The following is a 26,724-nucleotide window of genomic DNA, read 5'->3' on the forward strand; positions in this document are numbered from 1 at the left end:
TTAAACAAACTAAAAGTATTAATAAACAACCACCAATAATTACCTGAAAATAAATAGCAAGAAATGGAAACTAAAATAATTAAGTTTAATAAAGGCAGAATAATTTCATTAATATTCATGGCATTACTATTTGTAATTGCAAGTATATTTATAATTAGCCAGCCAATAAAAATACCAAGCCCATTAAAATACCTTGCAGGAGTATTAGGTATTTTATTTTTTGGCGCAATCTTTATCTCAATGGTATTAAAATTAGCTGGCAATAAACCTGCAATCATTATTGATGATAAAGGAATTACCGATAATGCCAGTGCAGTTAGCGCCGGGCTCATAGAATGGAGCGACATACTTGGTGTTGAAATAACTTCTGTAAACAATCAGTTATTTATAAGTATTTATGTAAAAAATCCGGAAAAGTATATGCAAAATACCGGCCTCTTTAAAAAATGGATGATGAAAATGAATCAGTCTATACAGGGTACAAACATTAATATCCCGAAAACCACATTGGGAGATGATTTTGATGAGCTATACAAATTACTGGTTTTAGAATTGCAATTAAGAAGCGGAGATAAAATTGCCTGATATGAAAAAAATAATCATTGCCTTTACCTTATTGTCACTATTAAGCTGTGGTAGAGAGGAGAAAAAAACATCTGCTGATTTTGATATGTTTGTTTTCTCTTTTACTACTGATGCGGCTAACTTTAGCATTAAATTTACTCCAGGGGATACTGTTTACATGAAAACCTCACCTGTTGATTATTCCTACTCACTTTTAACCGAAGATAAAAGGGATTCGGCTTACGCAATCATAAAAGAAATTAACTTTTCCAAGTACGACACTATGTACACAAATGACAATATTATTGATGGAACCTCTTTTAAATTCTATAAAACCAAAAACGATACTGTAAATTGGGTATATGTGTATGAAAATGAAACTCCTAAAGAGCTATATAAAGCTGCCGATAAACTAATACAGTTACAAAAGGGACAAAAGTGGGTTCCTGTAAAAGGGAAACAGGACTTTGACAATCTTGATTATATTGAATTACCAAATCCCTTAAATACTATTAACTAAACAATAATGAAACTACTTTACACCCTTTTACTTACTGCGTTTATTAGTCCGGTATTCTCACAATCGTTCATTACAGTTGATGAAGATACTTATGAATTTATAGCTGATGTAAATTATTCAGTATTCAAAAACAATAAGCTTGTTTCAAAAGGAGTTACAGTAATAAACGAGCTTAATACAATTAAAAAAGACTTTGACTCCATAAGTTTCAGCAGGTTAGATTATGAGACTACAGGCTTTAAAAAAAATGAACTAGACTCACTGGTTTTCTTAAAAAAAAGCACCATTTACCTTGATGAAATAGTTTTATCAAACACTAAAGATGACCAAACTGTTATAGGAGAGCAAAATCGATTTGTAAAAAGCGAAGCAAAATCCCTTAGTAAAGAACTACTTTATGGCCTGGTTTTCAGAAACAAATGGAATACCGACATCACAATTACAAAAGCGGATATTTTTGTAGATAAGGTAAAACATAAAACAGCTTATAAAATTAAGTTTTACACCTTTCAGGAATCATTTATTATGAATGGGAATCAGGATATTAAAAATCCTGAGCCGGTTTTCATTACAGATACACTTTTTCTTGATCCGCGTACCAAAGGAAAAGTTACTATAGATATACCACAGGGCTTTATTTTAGCATCAGGTGAGAACATATTAGTATCTGTAGAGCTAGTTGATTATTATAATGAAGAAGGTAATGTTTTTAAGCCTGAATTTAAAGACCTTACCAAATTAAAATTCCAACTATCTGACAGAGCCGATTATTATGCTAAACTCATTAACAGCAGGACTAATGAATTAACACCAAACCTACGTAACATTAACCTCATGATTAATTATGACTTTGCACACATCTTCTTTAAAAAACCTCATAAGAGTAGTATAGTTGCTCCTGCAATTTTACTTTACATCGTAAAAAATAAATAAAACAGTATGTCCCAAACAAGGAAAACAGGAACTTTGGCAGTTTTGATTAAATCAAATTACTAAAGCCCCTGTTAACTAACTACAAATTATCAAGCTGATTGGATTTTTTGTCATCACTAATGGTCCAAAAGAAACCTACGAAAAAGAACCTGTCTGCCGGCTGTACTACAGCCTGTCTTGCAAACTGTCCGTTTACATCGGGATTATTGGCATAATCGTATCCAAATACATTTTTACTACCCATTACATTTGACACCGAGAAGTAAAGTATTTTTTGCTGACTTAACAACCATGCCCAGCTTACACTAAGGTTATTATAACTTTTTGTAAGTCCGCTCATAAATTCGGTGTCATTAGGGTTGTCATAAGGCCTTCCTGAATTGAAACTGTAAGTCACCCCTAACTGTGACCTCAGGCTGTTTACCCAGTATTTTGTTACGACAGAAAAGTTGTGTTTTGCTACATAACTTGGCGTAACCTTGTATTCATAATTCCTGTAATCCCTTTCGGTATCAATAAAGGAATACGACACCCAGTAATCAAGGTTTTTAATAGATTTACTATCTCTCCAAAAAAGATCAAGTCCCTGTGCATACCCGCTACCGTTACTGTTATATAACGAGTTGTACATTGGGGTTTCAGTATCATACTTTACAAGGCTGGCATAATCTTTATAATACGTCTCTGCCCTAAACATTTTACCATCGGCATTATACATATAATTAAAAATATAATGACTGGTTTTCTCGTATTCAAAGTTTTTATAATACTTCAGGTAATCGGCATTAGGTGTTTGATGAAAATCACCATAAGCAAGAGAAAACTGTCCTTTTTTACCCGCTTTATAAGCAAGGGACACACGTGGTTCTGGAACTGATTTACCCAGCACATCAGAATAAGAGCCTCTTACCCCCGCCTTTAACGCCAGTTTTTTAGAAAAAAAGATATCAGCTTCAGCATAAGTAGCGGCGATTGAATTGTTATAACCACTATTATAAACAAAACCTGTTGGCTCACTATAATCCTCTGTAAAATCGGTTAGGAAATAATCAGCCCCAAAACTCAATTGAAAACGGTTACTGAATTTTTTGCTCAGCTTTAACTTCATGTGCGAACTGTTTTCTGCATTGTCCACTTTATTCCCGGCAGGCCTAATATCGTTATGTCCGTAACCGTAGCTTAATCCTGTTTGTATAGTCCAGTAGTTACCCAGTGAACCCTTGTATGAAGTATTTAGATAAAAGTTATTATTAGTAAGTGCTACCCTTACAGGATTTGGCTCATTAATATCTTCCTGATTAATATCGAAGTCAGAATAATCAAACGCTGCATATATTTTTAGCATACCACTATTAAACTTGTGACGGTAAACCGTTTCTCCCGAAAGGGACTGCACAGGCTTATTCCAGTCAATATTTTGAGGTATTATCCACTGGTATGGCTGCAGGTTAATGTATGCCATATTGAAACTAAGCGAATTCTTCCCCCATTTTTGGGTATTACCCAGTCCAAGTCCTACAGTCATTAATGAAATGTTGGTTTGTTCCTGGTCGGGTTCCTCAATAGTATTAAGTAATAATACACTGGATAAGGCTTCACCATATTCTGCCGAATATCCTCCGGTAGAGAATGACATCCCCTTAAACAGGAAAGGTGAAAAGCGTCCGCGTGTAGGCAGGTTGTTTGTTGTAGAGCCATAAGGTTGTGCCACTCGTATACCGTCTACATAAGTTTGGGTCTCGTTTGCCTCACCACCACGTACAAAAAGTCTTCCGTCCTCCCCTACGGTTTGTGTACCGGGTAAGGTTTGCAGAGCAGCAATAATATTCCCTGCCGATCCGGCTGTGGTTACAATATCAAGTGGTTTTAATGCCGTTATCTTACTGTTATCACCGGCAGAAAAAGTACCTGCCGATATCACTACAGCATCAAGCGTATTAACGCTTTCACGCATTTTAAAGTTTTGTGATGTGTAGTTCTCAACAGTTATTTTCTGCATTACATCTTCAAACGATAAAAATGTAATAGCAAGTACCTGTTCGCCGGTTGCAGTGGTTTCAAAAGAGAAATCACCTTTTGCATCGGTAATAGCTCCGTCATAAGTACCTTCCAGGTAAACATTCGCACCGGGTAGAGGTTCGCCTTTGTGGTCGGTTACATGTCCCTTTAATACATGCTGTGCATTAAGGTTTAAAGCTGTAAGCAGAAATAAGATAATAACTGTTGGTTTCATTTGATTGATGATTAAACTGATTGTTTGGTTATTTTGTTGGGACAAATTTGCAGCGGTTATTTCTCTTATCATAAAGAATAGTACCCAACTGTAATTTTTTTGGGATGAATTGTAAAGTGTGTTTATTTTAACAAAAAGTTTATTTTAGCAATACAAACCAAATTAACACACATACATGAAAAAACTTTACACCTTACTTTTAATCGGCTTCAGCTGTCTTACTTACGGACAGATAAACTTTGAGCCGGGTTACTTTATTGACAATGGCGGAAACAAAACAAACTGCCTTATAAAAAATGTTGCATGGCGCAATAACCCTGTTGATTTTGAATACAAAATGACAGAAAATGATGAAACAAAAACAGCCGGTATTAAAACTGTTAAAGAGTTTTGCGTTAACAATGCCTATAAGTTTAAGCGTTTTGATCTGAAAATTGAAAAGTCATTTGAAATGATATCAAGGCTGGACACTTCTCCCGAACCGAAATGGGAAAACGAAACCCTTTTTCTAAAAGTACTTGTAGAAGGAGACCTTACACTTTATCAGTTTGAAGACGGAAACATTATAAAGTATTTTTACAGTTCTCCTAACAGTGAGGAAGCTACTCAGCTTCTCTATAAAAAGTTTGACAACAAGGGTATAATCAGCGAAAACAGTCATTACAAACAGCAACTGTACAACCTTATGAGCAACAGGCTTACCGAATCATCTGATTTTCAAAACCTGAAATACAAAAAATCCTATTTAGTAAAACTTTTCACCCAATACAATGGTAACAGTAATAAGGATTATGAGGTTAAACACAACAGCGGAAAATTAAACCTAAAAGTCACTGCAGGAGCTTCTGTGGCGAGCCTGAGTCTTAGCAACTCAAACACATACAGCAATACAATGAACTATGATTTTGATTCTAAAACAGTTTTTTCATTTGGAGCTGAAGTCGAATATGCACTGCCCTTTAACAATAAAAAGTGGAGCGTGTTTATAAACCCTGTTTATAGTACTTATAAAAATTCAACACAACAAAACGAAGGAGCAACTGTTGAATATAATTATTTGCAAATTCCTGTAGGTGTGAGGCATTATATGTTTATTAATGATGAGTCCAAAATATTTGTAAATGCCGCTTTTGCATTTTGTACAAACAGCGGTTCGGTTAAACATGGTGCTAATAATCGTGAGCTAGAGTTGGGCAGCGCCAACTCCTTTATTGTAGGAGCCGGTTACAGTTACAAAAAATACAGTGCAGAACTCAGGTATAACATACAGCACTCTATACTTACCAATTATACTTTTTGGGACTGTGATTACAGTACAATAGGTATTATGTTAGGCTATAGGTTTTTATAGATAAAAAAAGCTTAAAGTCTTTTTTTATCTCGGTCAAAGGCTCTACTTTTATGGTAGAGCCTTAATTTTATACTATGAAAATTCCTGATAATTACCTACCCGTTATGCCTTACCTGGTTCTGGATAAGGCGGTTGAATTTAAACAGTTTTGCAAACATACCTTTAATGCCACCGAACAAATGATTGTTCCCGGTGAAGACAGCAGGGTAATAATGCACGGCGAACTCAAAATAAACGATGCCATTATTATGTTTGCAAACAGTAACGACAACTGGAAACAAAAAACATCGGGTATGTTTATTTTTGTGGAAAATGTGGATAGCGTTTACAAACGCGCCATTGAAGGAGGAAGCACATCGCTGCAAAAACCCACTCACGAGGTATATGGTTATGCCGCAGGTTTTGAAGACCCCTTTGGTAACCACTGGTGGATTAATGAAATAAAATAGCATGCTTAATATAAAAAGGGTACATCATATAGCAATAATTTGCAGTGATTACCAAAAATCAAAATACTTTTACACCAATATACTGGGGTTTACTATTGAGGCAGAAAACTATAGGGAAGACAGGCAATCTTATAAATTGGATTTATCTCTAAACGGTGTTTATACTTTAGAACTTTTTTCGTTCCCAAATCCGCCACAAAGGGTTTCCCGTCCTGAAGCCGTCGGGCTAAGGCACATTGCCTTTGAGACCGATAATATAAACCGGGCAGTAAACTGGCTTTCGCAAAATAATATTGTAACCGAATCCATAAGAACCGACGAATTTACCGGGAAAAAATTCACTTTCCTGTCAGACCCTGATAATCTGCCTATTGAGCTTTATGAAATATAGTTTTTTTACTATTTTAGGCTACCCTTATATCTAAAAAATCTAAAATTCCAAAAAGCAAAATCAGAATTAATGGCTTACCTTTGGGGTTCAAAAATAACATAAACTATGGTTTACAAATTCAGAGTAATACTTGATGCTGAGGAAGATATTTTCAGGGATATTGCCATCCAGGAAAATGATACGCTGGAAGATTTACACAATGCTATTGTTAATGCTTTTGGTTTTGACGGACTTGAAATAGCTTCTTTTTATACCTGTGATGACGAATGGACACAGGAAGATGAAATTCCGCTTTTTGATGCGGGAGAAGTACCGGGCGAAATGAAAGCAATGGCAGATTATCCGCTTAGCTCCATTTTAGACAGTGAGAACACTAAAATAATTTACGTATACGATTTTCTTAATATGTGGACGTTTTTTGTGGAACTGGGAGCTATTGAAGAGCCTGAAAACGGAGTGAGTTACCCTGACCTTTTATTCTCTCACGGACACATGCCTAACACTGCACCTGAAAAAGACTTTAGTGCCGAAGGTGACGATATTTATGGTGATTTTGAAGACGACTATGATGATGAAGATCTTGACATGTTTGGCGACGGAGAAGATTTTGACGACATGAGCTTCGATGACAATCAGTGGAATTAAACTTAAAGACTAAGTCACTGATAAAATAATAAACTAAGCACCTAAAAACTAAGCATCTTAAAAACATGATAAACCTTTTTAATACTCACATTGAAACCCTTTCTGTACACAGAGTAGGAAATAAAAGCCGTAACGAAGCTATCTTTTTATCAGAACAGCCTTATAACCTTAACGATGAGATTGCCCCTTTATTAAAGGAGTATTTCTTTAAGCCTTTTAGGGAGAAAGAGGAAAACTATTTCCAGTTTGCACACGAGGTAGATTTGGATTACCATGATATGTACAACCTGGTAACCGAAATGTTTACCGACCCGAGTAATGCTCACGAGGTTTCAAAAAAAATAACCAAGCACCTGTTCGATCAGTCAAACCACCCGCACATTAAAAACGGAGAGGTATACGTTACTTATCTAACCAACCTGTCTATAGACAACAATACCGTAGATGCAGTAGGCATATTTAAAAGTGAGATTAAAACCGATTTCCTTCAGTTTGAGGAAAAAAGCAGCAACCTTGACATAGTACTTCAGCAGGGTATCAACCTTAACAAACTGGATAAAGGATGTATCGTTTTCAATTATAAAAAAGAAGAAGGTTATAAAATACTAACTATAGACAGTAACAGGTATGATGCCCGTTACTGGTTGGAGCATTTCCTTTCGGTAGATGCTTTTCAGGACGAAAACTTCGTTACTAAAAAGTACCTTAAATTCTGTCAGGATTTCGCTAAAGATGTAGTACTTCCTGCAGAAGACAAAAAAGAGGAAGTTATGTTCATGAACCGCTCTGTAAACTACTTCGCTAAAAACGATGAGTTTGAAGAAACGGCTTTCCTTAACGAAGTTATAGATAATCCGGATCTGATTCCGGAATTCAAAAACTACAAGGTAGAAAAAGCGCCTAAATACAGTATTGAGGATGTTACGACCTTCCCTATTGCCAACTCGGCAGTAACCGATGCCCGTAAGAAAATCAAAAACGTAATTAACCTGGATACTAACATCCAGATTAAAATGGACTTTGTAAACCCTGAAAGTGCCGAAAAGTTTGTGGAAAAAGGATGGGACGAAGAAAAACAAATGTACTATTACCTTGTTTACTTTAACAAAGAACAAAAAAGCTAAACCCTTAGCTTAACCATACTAAAAAGAGGCACTGAGCCTCTTTTTTTATTGTGTTAAATGAATGGTAAAACGCGCTATACTCCCTTACTTTAGCGTTTTCTTATAGTTTAATTTCATAACTTACAATTTGTAAAGCTTTTCGCAGGAAATGACCAAAACATTACAGTTACTCATATTACTAACTTTACTTTTTGTGGCTGTACCCATGGCTGCACAGGTCACTCCTGTACAAGACTCTATACCAGAGTTGAACGATACCATAAAACAAAAAAGGAATGAGATGTACAAAAACATACAGGACTATTCCAAAAAAAGGAAATTCACCAAGTTTTTGCACAAACTCATATTCAGACCCGTAAGGGAACAGGAAGCATCGGGCACGCGTAAAAAAACCAGGAAAAATGCTCCCGAAATGCAGGACCGCTATACCAAATACAGCAATAAAGTAATAAGAAAAATAAATATTGTAACGCTCGATCCTTTCGGGTATTCCATTACCGATACTGCCAGAAGGCCTGCGAACTGGGCCGAACGCTTTGGTAACGGAGTGCATCTTAAAACAAAGCAAATAACCATAAAAAACCTCCTGCTTTTTAAGGAAAAAGAACGACTGGACACTCTTATAGTTGCAGAAACCGAGCGTTTAATACGTTCACAACGCTATACCCGTAGGGTAATTATAAATGCCATACCTATTGAAGGGACTAAAGACTCCGTAGATGTAGAGGTAAGGGTACTGGACTCCTGGAGCCTTATACCAAATGGTTCAGCATCATCATCTAAAACCTCATTTGAGCTTACCGAAAGAAACTTCTTCGGGCTGGGACACGAATTCCGTAATGAATTTGACAAAGAGCTCAACACGGGTCAAACGGCCTATTTGGGGCAATATACCGTACCTAACATTCTTAACACTTATATGCAGGGACAGCTTACTTACAGTATACACACAGATGAAAGCTACCTTAAAAGTTTCGGGCTGCAAAGAGAATTCTTCTCGGCCTACACACGTTGGGCAGGTGGTATTTATCTGGAGGAAAAACTAGCTAGGGATTCCCTTCCTGATATTCAGGGAGTATATGCCATGCAAAATATGAAGTCTGATTTTAAAGAGTTTTGGGGAGGCTATTCCTTTAAAATATTCAAAGGCTTCACCGAAGAAGACCGAACTACAAACCTTGTTACAACAGCAGGTTTTAGCAACAGGCAGTATAAAGAAAAACCTTCCGTTGCATACGACTCGGTTGGATATTACTCCAATGAGAAGCTGTATTTAGCCAGCATTGGTTTAACCTCAAGAAAATTCGTTCAGGATAAATTTCTCTTCAATTATGATATTGTTGAAGATATACCCATTGGCCGTACCTATTCCATTACCGGAGGTACTCAGGTCAAAAATGAGGAACATCGCATTTATCTCGGCGGACGCTATGCCGTGGGTAATTACTTTAAATGGGGATTTTTAAGCCTCAGTGCCGAAATGGGTTCCTTTTTCTACAGGGATAAAACCGAACAGACTACACTACGGTTTGACCTGCTTTACTTTAGTAATATGAAAGAATGGGGTAACTGGCGTTTCAGGCATTTTATACAGCCCCGACTTGTTTTTGGCGATAACAGGATGCCTTTCCTAAAAGATCAGCTTAACCTTAGTGGCGATACGGGCATACAGGGATTTGAAAGCACGGCTCCACTAGGTACTAAAAAATTTATATTAACACTACAAACCCAAAGTTATACTCCATGGGAGGTATTGGGCTTTCGTTTAAATCCGTTTGCCAACATTACCGTTGGGGTTATTGGTGACGAATACAATAAACTCTACGAAAGTAAATTTTACAGCAAGTTTGGTTTAGGGCTGCTTATTACTAACGACTACCTTGTATTTAGCAGCTTCCAGCTATCATTTGCCTTTTTCCCTACTATACCCGGTAATGGTGATAACATATTTAAAACCAACAGTTTTAAGAACAACGACATTATGCTTCCTGATTTCCAAATTAGCAAACCACAAGTAGTGCCTTATAATTAACAAACCTGATTTTTACTGAATTTTTTATTTAAATTGGTAACAAAACCTTACAAGGTTCGTCATATTGTCAAAGTAACCTAAAACAATAAGCTTTTGGAAACCATACTAACCATCAACAACCTGCACAAAAAATTCCGCCATGTACATGCGGTAAACAATGTTTCCTTTGAAATAAAAAAGGGTAATGTTTACGGGATATTAGGTCCTAACGGAAGCGGAAAATCCACCACTCTGGGTATTATACTTAATGTTGTAAACAAAACATCGGGCAGCTATAGCTGGTTTAACGGTGATATGGAAACGCACGATGCCCTTAAAAAAGTGGGGGCCATTATCGAAAGGCCTAACTTTTATCCCTACATGACGGCTTACGAAAACCTTAAGCTGGTATGTGGTATTAAAGGTGCTCCACTGGAGAAAATTGATGAAAAACTGGAACTGGTAGGGTTACTGGAAAGAAAAGACAGCAAATTTAAAACCTATTCCCTGGGTATGAAGCAAAGGCTTGCAATAGCCAGTGCACTGCTTAACGACCCTGAAATACTAATACTTGATGAGCCCACAAACGGACTTGACCCACAAGGAATACGACAGATAAGGGATATCATTAGGCATATTGCCTCACTGGGTACCACCATACTACTGGCCTCTCACCTGCTTGATGAAGTAGAAAAGGTATGCTCACATGTTGTAGTACTTAGAAAAGGTGTTGTACTTTATACAGGTACCGTTAACGGAATGATTTCAAACGAAGGCTTTTTTGAACTTCAGGCTAACGATAACCAAACGCTTAAAACTATTTTGCAGCAGCACCCTGCAATTGATAAGATTGAGGAAAACGAAAGCAAACTAACCGTTTACCTTAAAGACTCTCTTGAAGCTGCCGATCTTAATAAATACCTATCTGCACAAGGTATTTACTTAAGTCATTTAGTTAAGCGTCAATACAGCCTTGAAGAACAATTTATCCAGTTAACCTCATCTGCAAAATAAACCGCCACCATGAAACGACTTTTAAATATAGAATTGCAAAAACTTTGGAAAAACAGATCCAGTAAAGTACTCATCATAACTTATTTCGTACTGTTAAGCTTTTTGGCTTTGATGTCAAGTATTAAGCTAACCCTTTTTGGACAGGAAATAAAACTTGCCGATCAGGGAATATTTGATTTCCCTTACATTTGGCACTTTAACTTCTTTTTTGCCGGGCTACTTAAAATTTTCCTTGCCTTGGTTATTGTTTCCATGATGTCTAACGAATACACTTATGGAACCCTGAAACAAAACCTTATTGACGGATTGAGTAAAAAGGAATTCCTTACCTCAAAAATGCTTACGGTTTTACTATTCTCGGCAGTATCTACGCTTTTTGTATTTACGGTTACCATTATATTAGGCTACAGCTTTTCTTCTTACACAGAAGCTTCAATAGTATTCTCTGATTTATTTTACATACCATCATACTTTTTAAAACTGGTTGCTTTCTTTTCCTTCTGTTTATTTGCAGGCGTATTAATAAAGCGTTCGGCTTTTGCTATTGGTTTTATAGCAGTGTGGTATGTAATAGAGAAAATTATACACTTTTCCTTGTTTAAATATGTATTTGGAAACGATAAGATGCTGGAAACGGCTATAGGTTTTATGCCTTTAGAGTCCATGTATAACATGATGAAAGAACCCATTACCCGATTTAAAACCTACAATGCAATAGAAAATCAGGTTAGCGGTGTTGGTGAAGTTCGTTTTTACGGCGTGCACTGGTATGAAATTGTTATAGTTTTAGCATGGACTGCCATATTTATAACATTATCATATAATATTTTGAAAAAGAGAGATTTATAAAAGAGATAGCAATGAGGTTTTATAAATTTTATATAAATTTACAAAAACCTTAACATTGCTGCTGTGAAATTGAGATTTATATATTTATTACTCCTCTTTTTTAATATTTCTGCTTGGGGACAAAGTGATTGCCCCGAGGCCATAATTGTTTGTGGCGGCATGGATTATTATGGGCTTAGTGCAGGAGGAGTAGGCGATATATTAGAGCTAAGTTCTGCAACTAACGATTGTCATAGTGAAGAGCACTTTAGTGTTTGGTTTAAAATCCAGATAAAAGACGGCGGTACACTGGGTTTTGTACTTACTCCTGAAGAAATAGATGATCTTGTTGTTGATTTTGATTTTTGGCTGTTTGGACCTAACCTTGAATGCGGTAACCTTGGCGACCCCATAAGGTGTTCTACCACTAACCCATTACAGGCAGGCCTTGATTACAACACAACCGGTATGAACGAAACCGAGATTGACGTATCTGAAGGTCCGAGTTCAGACGGAAACGGATTCATACAATGGGTTGATGTTGAAGATGATGAAATTTATTACTTAGTGGTAGACAGACCACACGGCTTTAGTAACTTCTCTATAGAATGGACCGGTACAGCCACTTTTCATGAAGTACCCTATTTTGACAACCCAAATGATATCCCGCTTGGGTTAACCCAGTGTGACGGTGATGACGGAGTGTATGATCAGATGGCTGTTTTTGACCTTACCGTATATCAAGATATGTTTATAGGTACACAAACCGATGTTGAGCTTACCTACCATACCAGCATGAACGATATGATTACAGGAGAAAACCCAATGACTAATCCGCAATCATTTACATGTGGCACCCCTGTTACAACAGTATATCTGAGAATGACAAATCCGGTTACGGGCTGTTATGATATACAAACCTTTAATCTTGATATACCTATTATTAGTGGAGATGCTGAAGACATTACACTTTGTGACGATAATCAAAACGGTATACGGGAGTTTGACCTTTCGGTTAACGATGCAGGTATTATTGGCAATACCTCTAATGCTTCTGTAAGTTATTATACCTCTATGCAGGATGCCGAAAATGCCACAGGAGCAATTGGCCCTTTGTATGAAAATACAATTCCATACGAAAGTGAGATAATATGGGCAAGACTGGAAAAAACAGACGAAAACTGCTTTGACCTTATTTCATTTACCATAAGCGTTTATAACTTTGAAATTCCGCCTATACCTATTAATCTTTGTGATAGTGACGGTACTGATGACGGACTCACCACTTTTAATCTTACTATAAATGAAGAGTCTTTTTCGGGCAATACTCCAAATACTTCTTTCACCTACTATGCTTCGGGTACTGATGTACTAAATGATAATCCTATAAGCAATCCTACAAGTTATTTCAGCACAGCTAATCCGCAGATGATATATGTAAGGATGACCAATAACGACACCGGGTGTTATATTACACAGGCATTTTCCATAGGTACATCAACAGTAAGCCCCGGAACTCCGCAAAATCTTGCTATGTGTGATGATAACCAAAACGGAATACAACAGTTTGATCTTTCTGTAAATGATTCCTTAGTACAGGATGGAGATACTTCAACCGAGATAACCTATTACAATTCGCAGGAAGACGCTGTTAATGCTACGAATGCACTTAATTTACCTTATCAAAACCAGCAGCCATATACCGATGAGACTATTTGGGTAAGAATGGAAAGAAGCAACGATAGTGAGTGTTTCAGCATAACATCTTTTACGATTAGTATACTCAACCTTCCGGTTTTCAATAATCCTAACGATATATTATTAGACCTTAGTCAGTGTGATGATGATGGTGTAGACGACCAGTCGAACGCGTTTGACCTTACCGTTCACGAAGAAATGTTTACGGGAGAACAAACTAATTTGATATACTCCTATTACGCCAGCATGGACGATTTTAATGCCGGTAATGCAATTGTCAATCCACAGGCTTACGCCAATATTACGAATCCGCAAACAATCTATACGCAAATCTATAATACAGAAACAGGCTGTTACAGTCCGCTGCAAAACTTTACTATTGAAATCATCAATCCTATCGTAGCAGGAGAGCCTGCCGATTTATGGCAGTGTGACCTACACATGAACGGCTTACAACTATTCATACTAAGCGTTAATGATGAACTTATAGCAAATGGCGAATCTAACAGGGAGGTCACTTATTATGCCTCGCTGGAGGATGCCCAAAACGAAACCAATCCGTTAAACGATGTACATCAAAACAGTGTCCCTTATACAGGTCAAACCATTTGGGCAAGGCTTGAAAGCACCAATGGCTGCTTGGGGTACGACATTACATCGTTTACCATTAGTGTTGCCCAACTACCGGTAATAGACTACTCAATAAGAATTGAAGACTTTACCCAATATGACAATTCCATAGCTATTGATATTCCTAACTGGGAAGATTTTGAATACTCTATGGACGGGGAAAATTATACAGACATACCTTATTTCGGCAACCTCACTCCGGGGCTATATGAAGTATATATACGATCTAAGGACGGATGTAAAACGGAACAGGAAGATGTGGTACTTTTAAACTACCCTAAATACTTCACACCAAACGGAGACGGTATTAATGAAACCTGGCAGGTATATTTTATTTACTTCCTCCCTAAATCGAAAATCTCAATTTTTGACCGTTACGGCAAACTGGTTAGTAGCTTTTGGGGTGATAGCATAGGCTGGGATGGTATGTATAACGGAGAAGCCCTTCCATCAACTGATTATTGGTTTTTACTTGAATTGGAAGACGGAAGAAACATCAAAGGGCATTTTGCCATGGTTAGGTAATTTTTTTTTGTAATTTTATAAAACCTTTAACGTTAATCCGTTATATGGTCTATGCTATGAAAAAAATTACCTTACTATTACTTTTTCTTTTATCATTAAATGCTTTCGCACAAAAGGAAGCTAATTACTGGTACTTTGGAAACAATGCCGGTATACACTTTTTAGACAACGGTACAGTACAAACACTCACTGACGGACAAATGACAACCAATGAAGGTTGTAGTTCCATATCAGATGAGCTTGGCAATCTACTTTTCTATACCGATGGTCGTACCGTATGGGACCGTAACCATGTGATTATGCCTAATGCAAATTATTCTGCAGGCACGGGGCTATTAGGAGACCCTTCCAGTACACAATCGGGCATTATAGTGCCAAAGGCAGACGACCCTGACATCTATTATATTTTTACGGTTGATGAACCCCATCATGAAAACACAGCTACCTACCCCAACCCTTTTCCCGGGCCTTATCAGGATGGTAGTACTATACCGGCATCTGACGACGGGTTAAATAATGGTTTCAATTACTCAATAGTAGACCTTTCGGTAACGGGAGATAACGGCAGCATAGGTGACGTTACTACAAGAAACATACATTTAGTTACTTATGACGACACTAATATTGAGGAATTAAAATACAAGTGTTCTGAAAAAATTACTGCTGTAAAAAATGCTGAAGGAACCGGGTACTGGGTTATAACCCATTTTATAAATAAGTTTTACGCCTTTTTTGTAGATAGTAACGGGGTAAACGAAACTCCGGTAATAAGTGAGCTCGAACCTGTAATACCTACCTCGGGCTATCGTCGAAATGCGATAGGGTGTTTAAAAGTGTCTCCTACAGGAAATAAACTTGCCATTGCACATACGCAATCAGGTACTCAAACCGGAGGAACAGAATCAAACGGTATGGTATACCTGTATGATTTTAATAACAGTACAGGAGTAGTTTCAAATCCGTTATTGATAAAAGAAAATGGATCACCCTATGGGGTTGAGTTCTCTCCGTCTGGCAAAAAGCTTTATGCATCTTATGATACGGCAAATGTTATTAGTGGAATTTATCAGTATAATCTTGAAGCAGCTAATATTCCAGGCTCAGAAATTTTTATTTCAGACACTCCTCAATCGGGAACGCTTCAGTTAGGGCCTAACGGTAAAATATACAGGGCAGTGGTAGCATCTCAAAATCTTGATGTGATAAACAACCCCGAAGAAACAGGTGTAGCCTGTGGTTATCAAACTAATGCTGTTACTTTACCTGCGGGTACCGAATGTTTTTTTGGACTTCCGCCTTTTATAACTTCCTACTTTTTTGCCAGTATAGAGGTTGAAAATACCTGCTTGGGTGAAACTTCAGAATTCACCCTGCTTGTTTCAAATGAGTTTGATACCATATCATGGGATTTTGGCGATGGTTCGCCCGCTTCAGGCGAAACAGTACCAACACATACATACACCAGTCCCGGCACTTATAATGTAGTGGCTACTATAACCTACGCGGGAGAAGATTTTACTTTTTCACAAAACGTTACTATAGCAGCCATTCCGGTTGCTAACGACGCTCCTAATCTAACTCTTTGTGATATTAGTGACGACGGCACTGAAAACTTTGTTTTAAGCAATAATACCGAAATAATATTAGGGAATCAAAACCCTAATAATTATGAGGTAACCTATTACGATTCATTGGAAAATGCTCAAAATGCAAATCTTCCGGTTAATCCAAACAGTTTTAATAATAGCAGTGATCCTCAAATAATATATGCCCGTGTACAAAACACAGGTAACACCAGTTGTTATGCTATAACCTCATTTATGGTAAGCACTATGGCTATCCCTGCTATAAACGCCATTAATGAAGAAAGGATATGCGCTAACTCTAGCAGCTATATAACACTTAGTTCAGGGATTACCAGTTCGCAGTATACATATGAATGGTCTACCGGAGAAACTACACCTGTAATACATGTAAACCGCTCAGGAACCTACGCCGTCACCCTAACCAACGAGAATGGATGTAAAAAAACTCAGGTTATAACCGTAACACCTTCTGATGTTGCTCAAATAGAAAGCGTAGATGTAGTTGATCTTGTAGATAATAACACGGTAACTGTACATGTTACACCTACAGGAGGTGTTAATACTACCTACGGATACAGTATAGATATGCCTAACGGTCCGTTTCAGGAATCTAACTTTTTTGAAAGAGTGCAGCCGGGTGTACATACCGTTTATGTTTCCGACGTAAACGGATGTGGTACCGTGTTTAAACAATTCTCTGTTCTTTCTATCCCAAAATTCTTCACTCCTAACGGAGACGGTGTTCATGACACCTGGGATATTATAGGCATGAACTTAAAGTTCTATCAAAACAGTACCATATTTATTTATGACAGGTATGGTAAACTATTGGCCAGTATAGACCCTAAAAGCAAAGGATGGGACGGCACCTATAATGGTGAACCGTTACCTTCAACAGACTATTGGTATGTGGTTACCCTTGATGACGGAAGGGTTGTTAAAGGACATTTTAGTATGATAAGGTAATACTTACAATTATTTTAATTATAATTTTATCTTTGACTAAAACAAATTTAATCAACCATAACCTTATGAAAAAATTATTAGCAGTGTTTAGTGTTGCTACCCTTATTACAGCTTGTTCCAAAGATGACCTATCATCTAACCTAACTGAAGTTGTTGTACAGAAATACAGTAACGGTAATCGAACAGAAATAGCACATTATTCTTATTCTGATGGAAAAATCACTCAAATAATGCATTACAATAATAGTAACTTTCGCATCGGAAAAACAAAATACGAGTATTATTCAAACGGAAGCCTTCTTAGAATCACTAAAACCGGTACTGATAATTTTACACCTATTTATTCTTATGAATATATTTATGATGAGCATGAGAGAATCGCGTTTAAAAAATATCGAGGAAGCCAATCATACAATACTGATTACACTTATAACAACGACAATACAATCTCAGCTCTACGAATGGTCAATGGTGGAGGAGAATCAACAGCAACATTTTACTTAAACAGTGACAACCTTATATACAAACAAGTATCAAATTTAGAAGAATATACTATTACGTATAATGGTCAAAATCCTACATTAACTACAAACGGAAGTAATAATATACTTTATGAATATGATGAGTTTCATAATAGGTTATTATTAAACGACAGAAATAAAAACAACCTGTACTTAAGCAATAATATTTTAATGGCTGACAATATTCTTGATGACATAGATTCAATTACCGATAAATATTTAACAAAAGAAACCGTTGAAAGCGGACCAATATCATCTGTAAAAAAATATGATTATATATTTAACGATATAGGATTACCAACAAACAGAAAAGAATATCACAATGATATTCTGATAAAAGAAACAGAGTATATATACCAATAAAAAAAGCCCCGCAAATGCGGGGCTTTACTTTTATATATCATTAAGCGATTTTAAAACGCTTTCTGTCATTTTCATTCAGGTAGATTTTACGTAAACGTAAGCTCTTTGGCGTTACCTCTACATACTCATCTTTCTGGATGTACTCAAGTGCTTCCTCAAGAGAGAATTTGATAGCAGGGATAATCCTTGCTTTATCATCTGCACCCGATGAACGAACGTTAGTAAGTTTTTTGGTTTTAGTCACGTTTACAACCATGTCGTCTCCACGAGAGTTCTCACCAATAACCTGACCTTCATAAATATCTTCGTTAGGATCTACAAAGAATTTACCACGCTCCTGTAATTTATCAATAGAATAAGGAATAGCCTTACCGTTTTCCATAGAGATAAGAGAACCGTTAATACGTCCTGGTATATCTCCTTTAAACGGTTGGTACTCTAAGAAACGGTGTGACATGATAGCCTCACCCGCAGTAGCTGTAAGCAACTGGTTTCTTAAACCTATAATACCACGTGAAGGAATGATGAATTTAACAATCATACGCTCACCTTTTGGCTCCATACTAATCATCTCACCTTTACGAACAGTTACAAACTCAACTGCACGTCCCGAAAGGTTTTCTGGTAAGTCGATAGTAAGTTCCTCAACCGGCTCACATTTAACACCATCAATTTCTTTAATGATAACCTGTGGCTGACCGATTTGAAGCTCATAACCTTCTCTTCTCATCGTTTCGATAAGTACAGATAAGTGAAGTACACCACGACCAAATACCATAAACTTATCGGCACTGTCGGTTTCGTTCACCCTAAGGGCAAGGTTTTTCTCAAGCTCCTTGTTTAATCTTTCTTTAATGTGTCTTGAAGTAACAAATTTACCTTCTTTACCAAAGAATGGCGAATCGTTAATGGTGAAAAGCATACTCATTGTAGGCTCATCGATTGCAATGGTTGCAAGAGCTTCCGGATTTTCAAAATCAGCGACAGTATCACCAATCTCAAATCCTTCAAGACCTACAAGTGCGCAAATATCACCTGCTTCTACTGTATCTACTTTTTTACGTCCAAGACCTTCAAAAGTGTGTAACTCTTTTATTTTTGATTTCACTACTTTTCCGTCACGCTTAACAAGAGATATGTTCATCCCTTCTGTAAGGTTACCTCTTTGAAGACGACCGATAGCGATACGTCCTGTAAAGCTAGAAAAGTCTAGTGAAGTAATAAGCAATTGCGGAGTACCTTCTGATACTTTTGGAGCAGGGATGTGCTCTATAACCATATCAAGAAGCGGCTCTATATTTTCTGTTTTGTTTTTCCAGTCGGTACTCATCCAGTTTTGCTTAGCAGAACCGTATACTGAAGGGAAATCAAGCTGCCATTCTTCTGCACCAAGTTCAAACATAAGGTCGAATACTTTTTCGTGAACCTCATCAGGGGTACAGTTTTCCTTATCAACTTTATTGATAACCACACAAGGCTTAAGTCCAAGGTCAATCGCTTTTTGAAGTACAAAACGTGTTTGTGGCATTGGTCCTTCAAAGGCGTCTACTAAAAGAAGTACGCCATCGGCCATATTAAGTACACGCTCTACCTCACCACCAAAGTCGGCGTGACCAGGGGTATCGATAATGTTAATCTTAGTTCCCTTGTAATTAACGGATACGTTTTTAGAAGTAATGGTAATACCTCTCTCACGTTCCAGGTCGTTGTTATCAAGTATCAGGTCGCCCGTGTTCTCGTTTTCACGGAATAACTGGCAATGGTACATAATTTTGTCAACCAGCGTAGTCTTACCGTGGTCAACGTGAGCAATAATTGCAATGTTTCTTATAGACGCCATCTTTATTTTTTTGAAGGTGCAAAGGTACACTTTATTTTAATACAAAATACACTAACTATTAGACACTTAAGAAATTTATAACCTAATAGTAATAAAACAAAAAAAGCTCCTTATTACAGGAGCTTAGAAATTTTATAATTTAAACAAGTAACGCTATCTGATTAAAGAGCTGCTACGTGTCTAGTTAGCTTTGATTTTAAGTTTGAAGCTTTGTTAGCGTGAATGATATTTTTCTTAGCTAATTTATCAATCATTGAAATAACAGAAGATAATTTTCCTGAAGCTTCATTCTTATCTGTAGCTAAACGTATTGCTTTAATTGCATTACGAGTAGTTTTGTGCTGATACTTGTTCAACACTCTTTTCTTTTCGTTGCTTCTGATTCTTTTTAAAGCTGACTTGTGATTTGCCATTTTGTTAACTTAAATATCTTGTTATATAAAATTTGTAGTCCGTAGGGGAATCGAACCCCTGTTACCAGGATGAAAACCTGGCGTCCTAACCCCTAGACGAACGGACCATTGTTTGTTACCCTGAAGTCCTTTTTTCGGATTATTCTCAGTAAATAAATTTAGAACTTCAATTTTGTAGTCCGTAGGGGAATCGAACCCCTGTTACCAGGATGAAAACCTGGCGTCCTAACCCCTAGACGAACGGACCGTTTTGTTTCATTATTGCGGTTGCAAATGTACAACTATTTTTCATTTACGCAATAGCTGAAACAAAAATTTTTATTTTTTTTTAATATGCCTTAGCAAACAGCACTCGTCCCTTTGATGGCGCGCCTGTAAGTACACATTGACCTTCTTCTTCTACCCTATCAAGAGCTATACATCTGATTGTAGCCTTAGTAAGATCTTTTATCCTCTCTTCAGTCTCGCTTGTACCGTCCCAATGAGCCGCCACAAAACCGCCTTTATTGTCTAAAATATCTTTAAATTCTTCAAAAGAATTTACTTCGGTAATATGCGAATTTCTGTAATCAAGAGCTTTATTAAACAGTTCAGACTGGATTTTTTCCAGCAAATCCTGAATATAATTTACGATATCATCCTTAGCTACTACTTCTTTAGTAAGTGTATCACGACGGGCAACCTCAAAAGTTCCGTTCTCAAGGTCTTTTGGTCCCATAGCAATTCTTACAGGTACACCTTTAAGCTCATACTCGTTAAACTTCCATCCTGGCTTATGCGTAGTCCTATCGTCAAACTTAACAGATATATTCAGCTTTCTTAGTTTAGCTACCAGTATATTTACCTCCTCACTAATTTCAGCAAGCTGTTCATCTGTTTTATGTATCGGCACAATTACAACCTGTATAGGCGCAAGGTTTGGTGGTAACACAAGTCCGTTATCATCACTATGTGTCATTACAAGCGCTCCCATTAAACGGGTAGACACTCCCCATGATGTAGCCCAAACATAATCCTGCTTTCCTTCCTGGTTGGCAAACTTCACATCAAAAGCCTTGGCAAAGTTTTGACCAAGGAAGTGCGAAGTACCCGCCTGTAGTGCTTTACCATCCTGCATAAGCGCTTCGATACAGTAAGTCTCCTCTGCACCGGCAAAACGCTCGTTAGCAGTTTTAACTCCTTTCACTACCGGTATTGCCATAAAGTTCTCGGCAAAATCAGCATACACGTTCATCATTTGTTCTGCCTCGGCTATTGCCTCACTTTTAGTAGCATGGGCAGTATGCCCTTCCTGCCATAAAAACTCTGCAGTTCTTAAAAACAAACGTGTTCTCATTTCCCAGCGCACAACATTAGCCCACTGGTTAACAAGTATAGGCAGGTCACGGTACGATTGTACCCATTTCCTGTAGGTATCCCATATAATGGTTTCAGAGGTAGGTCTTACAATAAGCTCTTCTTCCAGCTTAGCATCAGGATCTACTTCTATTGTTTTTCCGTCTTCACCGGTTTTTAGCCTGTAATGAGTAACCACTGCACATTCTTTAGCAAAACCATCTACGTGGCTTGCCTCCTTACTAAAGTAAGACTTGGGTATAAATAAGGGGAAATAAGCGTTTTGATGTCCGGTTTCCTTGAACTTCTTATCTAATTCTGCCTGCATTTTTTCCCAAATTGCATAGCCGTATGGTTTTATTACCATACATCCCCTAACCCCTGAGTTCTCAGCAAGGTCTGCTTTTACAACCAGTTCATTATACCATTTGGAATAATCTTCTGACCGTTTAGTTAAATTCTTACTCATTTCTAATAAATTGGCACAAATATTGTTTTTATAAATGTATTACTAATTATGTTTGGCAAAACTAACTATTTTTGTGTAGTCCAACAATAAAAAAAAATGCAGCGTTATGAAAACTAACTACTTTACACTACGTCAAATCTCCTTATACTCTGTATTGGGACTTCTGGCTATAACTGCATCCTCGTGTAGTTCGTACCAGAATAACTCATCATACAACGACGGCATTTACGGAACTGTACCAAGAGACAGCAACAATAACCCTGTGTACACTTACAACGACGGTAACGTACAGCAATACAGGGACGGTGAAGTTTCCGGTCAAAATATGAACTATCAGGGATATTTCAGTTCTCTGGAAAACGAATTTCCTATATACGATGAGCAAAATGATGCTTATTACGATAACGACACCGTTGTTAGCGTTACTAACTATAACAGCAATTACAGCGGAAACTCTTATACCGGATGGGGCGAAGACCCAGACAACATTACCGTAAACTATTATGGTGGCGGATATGGCGGTTACTACAACAACTGGTATAATCCCTGGTGGGGTTATGGCGGATGGGGTGGCCCGGGCTGGAGCATAGGCCTTGGGTGGAACTCCTGGGGCGGTTGGAACGTTGGCCTTGGATGGGGCTGGGGTTACGGCGGTGGATGGGGATACCCATACTACGGCGGTGGCTGGGGCTGGGGAGGCTATGGCTGGAATAACTGGTACTACTACCCTTACGGACACTCGTATTACTACAATCATAACGGTTACTATAATAACAGAGGCCGATCTAATGTTGCTTATGGTGGTAACAGAAGCGGAGTTGCAGGAAGAAGCCCATACAGTGGCAGAAGTAATGTAGCCGGAAGAAGTAACGTTTCGGGACGAAGTAATATTTCGGGACGTAATTACACCCCGGGAAGAGGCACAACGCAGTCAAGAAACAGTGCTACAGTAAGAAGCAGAGGAAATGCTTCCGACAGAAATTCCTACTACAACAACTCTTCAAGAACAAGAAGTACAAGAAACTACACCCCTTCTACAAATACAAGAAACACAAGAAGTTATACTCCTTCTACAAGATCGAGTTCACCTAGCAGATCTTACAGCCCATCGCCTTCAAGAAGTTCAGGCGGCGGATTCGGTGGCGGAAGATCCGGTGGCGGAGGTGGAAGATCCGGCGGCGGTGGCGGCGGAAGAAGAGGCTAATTACTATACAATACATAGCCCCGTGGTAACGCGGGGCTTTAAAAAACCACTACACTATGAAAAGATATTTATTTATAGCTGCTTTTTCATTAACAGCAGCAGCCCTGCATGCGCAACAAAACCTTAATACTCCCGAAGATGCCGTAAGGTACGCCACCGGAAATCTTAACGGTACAGCACGTTTCAGAGCAATGAGCGGAGCATTTGGCGCACTTGGCGGAGACATGTCGGCCATTAATGTAAACCCTGCAGGTTCGGCCATTTTCAATTACAATACAGCTACCATATCACTTACCAACTATAACATCAGGAACAAATCTGATTATTTTGGGACAGGAACTAAAGATACCGACAGCTCACTGGAATTAAACCAGCTGGGAGCTGTTTTTGTATACAACAATACAAAAGAAAATGCTACACTTAAAAAGTTTGCCATAGCATTTAACTACGAGAATACCGATAATCTGGACAATAGTTTCTTTTCTGCCGGATACAATCCAAACAATTCTATAGACCAGTACTTTTTACGTTACGCTAACGGTATTGGCAATGAAGGCGGAATTTATTTGAGCACCCTTAATAATTCGTACTATGAAGATTTAAGCTTTATAGACCAACAGGCTTTTTTAGGCTATAATGCTTATATATTTAACCCCGACACTTCGTCTCCAGAAAACACTACGTATTCAAGTAACGTACCGGCAGGGCCTTATTACAATGAAAACAGTATCTCTACAAGAGGATATAACGGCAAGGTAGCTTTTAACTTTGCAATGCAAATTGAAAACTGGCTTTACCTTGGTGCCAATCTTAACGCACATTTTACCGATTATATTAAAACATCATCACTATATGAAGATTATGCCAACCCAACCACTGGGCTTGAGGCTGTTCGTTTTAATAACAGACGATATACCTATGGTGGAGGTTTCTCTTTTAACGTAGGTGCTATTGCCAAAGCTACCGAATCACTTCGTTTTGGTTTAGCTTACGAATCGCCAACATGGTACAGACTACAGGATGAGATAACACAAAACATAATTGCACGCTATAACGGAAGTAATGTTGTTACAGACCCGGGAATAACCTTTATTCTTGATGATTACGGATTAAAAACTCCAGGTAAATATACCGGTAGTTTAGCTTACATATTTGGCGGATCGGGATTAATAAGCTTTGACTACTCCCTTAAAGATTACAGCCAAACAAAATACACCAGCAATGGTTATGGCTCAATAAACAGTGAACTGGAAAACAGCCTTGACATGGCAAGCGAATTTCGCGTAGGTGCAGAATACCGCATTAAATTCGTTAGTCTAAGGGGTGGTTACCGCTATGAGCAAAGTCCGTATAAAAACGGCTATACTGTAGGTGACCTTACAGGATGGTCTGCTGGTTTAGGTTTTGCTTTCAACAACTCAAGACTCGACCTTGCTTATTCTTATTTTGAAAGAAAATCAAACGCACCGTTACTAACTGCAGGACTTACCGATTCGGCAAGGATAAACAGCAGTAATAATAATGTAACACTGTCTTACACGCTTGACTTATAATTTTTCATCTTGCTTTATACTGAAAAAACCGTCTCTTTTTAAAAAGGGCGGTTTTTTTATTACTGCCTGCTAATATAAATTTTAACGCTATATACTCCTGTTTATCAATAAAAAGCGTAATTTTGCACTCCAATTTTCAAGTACATGAGAACCAAATCGTTAAAGAAAAATAAAATCAATGTAATAACCCTGGGCTGTTCTAAAAACGTTTATGACAGTGAAGTGCTTATGGGCCAGCTTAAAGCAAGCGGCAAAGATGTTACCCACGAAGCTCCGGCTGAAGAGGAAGGAAACATTATTGTAATAAACACCTGCGGTTTTATTGATAATGCAAAAGAGGAATCGGTTAACATGATCCTTAATTATGCCGATAAGAAGGAACAGGGAATTGTAGACAAAGTTTTTGTTACAGGATGCCTTTCTGAACGATACAAACCTGATTTAATGAAGGAAATCCCTAATATTGATCAGTATTTTGGTACAACCGAACTACCATTACTACTTAAAGCATTAGGAGCCGACTATAAACATGAACTTCTTGGGGAACGCTTAACCACTACCCCAAAAAACTATGCTTACCTTAAAATTGCCGAAGGCTGTGACCGCCCATGCAGTTTTTGCGCCATCCCTTTAATGAGAGGTAAACACGTTTCCCAGCCTATTGAAAAACTGGTTAAAGAAGCCGAAGGTTTAGCTAAAAACGGAGTTAAAGAACTTATACTTATTGCTCAGGATCTTACTTACTATGGTCTTGATCTATATAAAAAACGTAACCTTGCCGAACTACTTGAAAACCTTGCTAAGGTTGAAGGTATAGAATGGATAAGATTACACTATGCCTTCCCTAGCGGATTCCCGATGGATGTATTAGACCTAATGAAACGCGAACCTAAAATATGTAACTATATAGATATTCCGCTTCAGCATATTAGTGACAATGTATTAAAGTCAATGCGCCGTGGTACTACCTATGAAAAGACTACTAAACTACTTAGAGACTTTAGGGAAATGGTACCGGGAATGGCTATTAGAACTACCCTTATTGTAGGGTATCCGGGAGAGACCGAAGAGGACTTCCAGATACTTAAAAACTGGGTAGAGGAAATGCGCTTTGAGCGTTTAGGCTGCTTTACCTACTCTCATGAGGAAAACACCCATGCCTACCTTCTTGAAGATGATGTTCCTGCCAATGTGAAGCAACAGCGTGCTAATGAAATTATGGAACTACAGTCTCAAATTTCATGGGAACTTAACCAGGAAAAAATCGGACAGGTATACCGTTGTATTATTGACCGTAAGGAAGGAAACTATTTTATAGGAAGAACAGAGTTTGACAGCCCTGATGTAGATAACGAAGTACTTATTGATGCTACCGTTACCTACCTTAAAACAGGTGAGTTTGTTGATATAAAAATAACCGACGCTACAGAATTTGACCTGTATGGCATTCCGGCAAATACCTCTGCCGAATAATACCTTAAAAGCTAAAGTTCAATAACTTTAGCTTTTTTGTTTAAAAAATGATTAAGTTTGAATTTCTTTAAAAAGCAATACAGTT

At 37.8% G+C, this 26,724-nt stretch carries 21 protein-coding genes and 2 tRNA genes; 17 read left to right on the forward strand and 6 right to left on the reverse strand.

Going from position 1 to position 26,724, the window contains the following annotated elements; all coding sequences use genetic code 11:
- Positions 1-63 precede the first annotated feature (63 nt).
- Genes ABS768_RS10545 through ABS768_RS10555 form a run of 3 tightly spaced genes read left to right on the forward strand, consistent with a single transcriptional unit; the run spans position 64 to position 2,017 of the window.
- On the forward strand, positions 64-585 hold the full coding sequence (locus ABS768_RS10545; RefSeq protein ID WP_408074938.1) for an STM3941 family protein: 522 nt from the start codon (positions 64-66) through the stop codon (positions 583-585).
- Position 586: 1 nt separating this feature from the next.
- A complete protein-coding gene (locus ABS768_RS10550) occupies positions 587-1,084 on the forward strand; it encodes a hypothetical protein (RefSeq protein WP_408074939.1) in 498 nt (165 codons plus the stop codon).
- A gap of 6 nt (positions 1,085-1,090) precedes the next feature.
- Positions 1,091-2,017, forward strand: coding sequence for a hypothetical protein (locus tag ABS768_RS10555; protein ID WP_408074940.1), 927 nt, complete (start codon positions 1,091-1,093; stop codon positions 2,015-2,017).
- Between the two features lie 79 nt (positions 2,018-2,096).
- On the opposite strand, the gene ABS768_RS10560 is transcribed toward ABS768_RS10555, so the two are convergent.
- Positions 2,097-4,250, reverse strand: coding sequence for a TonB-dependent receptor (locus tag ABS768_RS10560; RefSeq protein ID WP_408074941.1), 2,154 nt, complete (start codon positions 4,248-4,250; stop codon positions 2,097-2,099).
- A 175-nt stretch (positions 4,251-4,425) separates the two neighbouring features.
- Here ABS768_RS10560 and ABS768_RS10565 point away from each other — a divergent pair, with 175 nt between their 5' ends.
- The 11 genes from ABS768_RS10565 to ABS768_RS10615 all read left to right on the forward strand — a co-directional run bounded on the left by ABS768_RS10565 (position 4,426) and on the right by ABS768_RS10615 (position 18,352).
- Positions 4,426-5,601 carry an outer membrane beta-barrel protein gene (locus ABS768_RS10565; RefSeq protein WP_408074942.1) on the forward strand — a complete coding sequence of 392 codons (1,176 nt, stop codon included), beginning with the start codon at positions 4,426-4,428 and terminating at the stop codon, positions 5,599-5,601.
- Positions 5,602-5,675: 74 nt separating this feature from the next.
- A complete protein-coding gene (locus tag ABS768_RS10570; protein ID WP_408074943.1) occupies positions 5,676-6,050 on the forward strand; it encodes a VOC family protein in 375 nt (124 codons plus the stop codon).
- A gap of 1 nt (position 6,051) precedes the next feature.
- A complete protein-coding gene (gene gloA2 / locus ABS768_RS10575) occupies positions 6,052-6,441 on the forward strand; it encodes an SMU1112c/YaeR family gloxylase I-like metalloprotein (protein ID WP_408074944.1) in 390 nt (129 codons plus the stop codon).
- A 105-nt stretch (positions 6,442-6,546) separates the two neighbouring features.
- Positions 6,547-7,086 carry an IS1096 element passenger TnpR family protein gene (locus ABS768_RS10580; RefSeq protein WP_408074945.1) on the forward strand — a complete coding sequence of 180 codons (540 nt, stop codon included), beginning with the start codon at positions 6,547-6,549 and terminating at the stop codon, positions 7,084-7,086.
- A 65-nt stretch (positions 7,087-7,151) separates the two neighbouring features.
- Positions 7,152-8,210, forward strand: a complete 1,059-nt coding sequence (locus ABS768_RS10585; RefSeq protein WP_330442872.1) for a nucleoid-associated protein — start codon at positions 7,152-7,154, stop codon at positions 8,208-8,210.
- A gap of 148 nt (positions 8,211-8,358) precedes the next feature.
- The gene (locus ABS768_RS10590; protein ID WP_408074946.1) at positions 8,359-10,242 is read left to right on the forward strand and encodes a hypothetical protein; all 1,884 of its coding nucleotides are present in this window, start codon (positions 8,359-8,361) and stop codon (positions 10,240-10,242) included.
- Between the two features lie 93 nt (positions 10,243-10,335).
- A complete protein-coding gene (locus ABS768_RS10595; RefSeq protein WP_408074947.1) occupies positions 10,336-11,235 on the forward strand; it encodes an ABC transporter ATP-binding protein in 900 nt (299 codons plus the stop codon).
- A gap of 9 nt (positions 11,236-11,244) precedes the next feature.
- Positions 11,245-12,084 (forward strand): ABC transporter permease subunit, encoded by an 840-nt coding sequence (locus tag ABS768_RS10600; RefSeq protein WP_408074948.1) that lies wholly within the window; start codon positions 11,245-11,247, stop codon positions 12,082-12,084.
- A 63-nt stretch (positions 12,085-12,147) separates the two neighbouring features.
- The gene (locus tag ABS768_RS10605) at positions 12,148-14,916 is read left to right on the forward strand and encodes a T9SS type B sorting domain-containing protein (protein WP_408074949.1); all 2,769 of its coding nucleotides are present in this window, start codon (positions 12,148-12,150) and stop codon (positions 14,914-14,916) included.
- 56 nt (positions 14,917-14,972) lie between these two features.
- Positions 14,973-17,468 carry a T9SS type B sorting domain-containing protein gene (locus ABS768_RS10610; RefSeq protein WP_408074950.1) on the forward strand — a complete coding sequence of 832 codons (2,496 nt, stop codon included), beginning with the start codon at positions 14,973-14,975 and terminating at the stop codon, positions 17,466-17,468.
- 65 nt (positions 17,469-17,533) lie between these two features.
- Entirely contained in the window at positions 17,534-18,352 is an 819-nt protein-coding gene (locus ABS768_RS10615) for a hypothetical protein (protein WP_408074951.1), read from the forward strand.
- A gap of 40 nt (positions 18,353-18,392) precedes the next feature.
- Here ABS768_RS10615 and typA read toward each other — a convergent pair whose 3' ends face one another.
- From typA to proS, 5 genes are all read right to left on the reverse strand, one after another.
- Positions 18,393-20,192 (reverse strand): translational GTPase TypA, encoded by a 1,800-nt coding sequence (gene typA, locus ABS768_RS10620; RefSeq protein ID WP_408074952.1) that lies wholly within the window; start codon positions 20,190-20,192, stop codon positions 18,393-18,395.
- A 161-nt stretch (positions 20,193-20,353) separates the two neighbouring features.
- On the reverse strand, positions 20,354-20,605 hold the full coding sequence (gene rpsT / locus ABS768_RS10625) for a 30S ribosomal protein S20 (protein ID WP_157483307.1): 252 nt from the start codon (positions 20,603-20,605) through the stop codon (positions 20,354-20,356).
- 35 nt (positions 20,606-20,640) lie between these two features.
- A tRNA-Glu gene (locus ABS768_RS10630) sits at positions 20,641-20,712 on the reverse strand.
- A gap of 68 nt (positions 20,713-20,780) precedes the next feature.
- Positions 20,781-20,852 (reverse strand) — tRNA-Glu (locus ABS768_RS10635).
- 81 nt (positions 20,853-20,933) lie between these two features.
- The gene (gene proS, locus ABS768_RS10640; protein ID WP_408074953.1) at positions 20,934-22,409 is read right to left on the reverse strand and encodes a proline--tRNA ligase; all 1,476 of its coding nucleotides are present in this window, start codon (positions 22,407-22,409) and stop codon (positions 20,934-20,936) included.
- Positions 22,410-22,515: 106 nt separating this feature from the next.
- Between proS and ABS768_RS10645 the strand changes: the two genes are divergently transcribed.
- The 3 genes from ABS768_RS10645 to rimO all read left to right on the forward strand — a co-directional run bounded on the left by ABS768_RS10645 (position 22,516) and on the right by rimO (position 26,639).
- Positions 22,516-23,613 (forward strand): hypothetical protein, encoded by a 1,098-nt coding sequence (locus ABS768_RS10645; RefSeq protein ID WP_408074954.1) that lies wholly within the window; start codon positions 22,516-22,518, stop codon positions 23,611-23,613.
- A 56-nt stretch (positions 23,614-23,669) separates the two neighbouring features.
- Positions 23,670-25,166, forward strand: a complete 1,497-nt coding sequence (locus ABS768_RS10650; protein WP_408074955.1) for an OmpP1/FadL family transporter — start codon at positions 23,670-23,672, stop codon at positions 25,164-25,166.
- A gap of 144 nt (positions 25,167-25,310) precedes the next feature.
- Entirely contained in the window at positions 25,311-26,639 is a 1,329-nt protein-coding gene (gene rimO / locus ABS768_RS10655) for a 30S ribosomal protein S12 methylthiotransferase RimO (protein WP_408074956.1), read from the forward strand.
- Positions 26,640-26,724: the final 85 nt, after the last annotated feature.

This window comes from Flavobacterium rhizophilum, from assembly GCF_046000485.1.
GTDB classification, from domain to species: domain Bacteria; phylum Bacteroidota; class Bacteroidia; order Flavobacteriales; family Flavobacteriaceae; genus Flavobacterium; species Flavobacterium rhizophilum.

Excerpts from the sequence above, each read along its gene's own strand:
- ABS768_RS10545 (WP_408074938.1), top strand. The coding sequence starts at position 64 with ATGGAAACTAAAATAATTAAGTTTAATAAAGGCAGAATAATTTCATTA.
- ABS768_RS10550 (WP_408074939.1), top strand. The coding sequence starts at position 587 with ATGAAAAAAATAATCATTGCCTTTACCTTATTGTCACTATTAAGCTGT.
- ABS768_RS10555 (WP_408074940.1), top strand. The coding sequence starts at position 1,091 with ATGAAACTACTTTACACCCTTTTACTTACTGCGTTTATTAGTCCGGTA.
- ABS768_RS10560 (WP_408074941.1), bottom strand. The coding sequence starts at position 4,250 with ATGAAACCAACAGTTATTATCTTATTTCTGCTTACAGCTTTAAACCTT.
- ABS768_RS10565 (WP_408074942.1), top strand. The coding sequence starts at position 4,426 with ATGAAAAAACTTTACACCTTACTTTTAATCGGCTTCAGCTGTCTTACT.
- ABS768_RS10570 (WP_408074943.1), top strand. The coding sequence starts at position 5,676 with ATGAAAATTCCTGATAATTACCTACCCGTTATGCCTTACCTGGTTCTG.
- gloA2 (WP_408074944.1), top strand. The coding sequence starts at position 6,052 with ATGCTTAATATAAAAAGGGTACATCATATAGCAATAATTTGCAGTGAT.
- ABS768_RS10580 (WP_408074945.1), top strand. The coding sequence starts at position 6,547 with ATGGTTTACAAATTCAGAGTAATACTTGATGCTGAGGAAGATATTTTC.
- ABS768_RS10585 (WP_330442872.1), top strand. The coding sequence starts at position 7,152 with ATGATAAACCTTTTTAATACTCACATTGAAACCCTTTCTGTACACAGA.
- ABS768_RS10590 (WP_408074946.1), top strand. The coding sequence starts at position 8,359 with ATGACCAAAACATTACAGTTACTCATATTACTAACTTTACTTTTTGTG.
- ABS768_RS10600 (WP_408074948.1), top strand. The coding sequence starts at position 11,245 with ATGAAACGACTTTTAAATATAGAATTGCAAAAACTTTGGAAAAACAGA.
- ABS768_RS10610 (WP_408074950.1), top strand. The coding sequence starts at position 14,973 with ATGAAAAAAATTACCTTACTATTACTTTTTCTTTTATCATTAAATGCT.
- ABS768_RS10615 (WP_408074951.1), top strand. The coding sequence starts at position 17,534 with ATGAAAAAATTATTAGCAGTGTTTAGTGTTGCTACCCTTATTACAGCT.
- typA (WP_408074952.1), bottom strand. The coding sequence starts at position 20,192 with ATGGCGTCTATAAGAAACATTGCAATTATTGCTCACGTTGACCACGGT.
- rpsT (WP_157483307.1), bottom strand. The coding sequence starts at position 20,605 with ATGGCAAATCACAAGTCAGCTTTAAAAAGAATCAGAAGCAACGAAAAG.
- proS (WP_408074953.1), bottom strand. The coding sequence starts at position 22,409 with ATGAGTAAGAATTTAACTAAACGGTCAGAAGATTATTCCAAATGGTAT.
- ABS768_RS10645 (WP_408074954.1), top strand. The coding sequence starts at position 22,516 with ATGAAAACTAACTACTTTACACTACGTCAAATCTCCTTATACTCTGTA.
- ABS768_RS10650 (WP_408074955.1), top strand. The coding sequence starts at position 23,670 with ATGAAAAGATATTTATTTATAGCTGCTTTTTCATTAACAGCAGCAGCC.
- rimO (WP_408074956.1), top strand. The coding sequence starts at position 25,311 with ATGAGAACCAAATCGTTAAAGAAAAATAAAATCAATGTAATAACCCTG.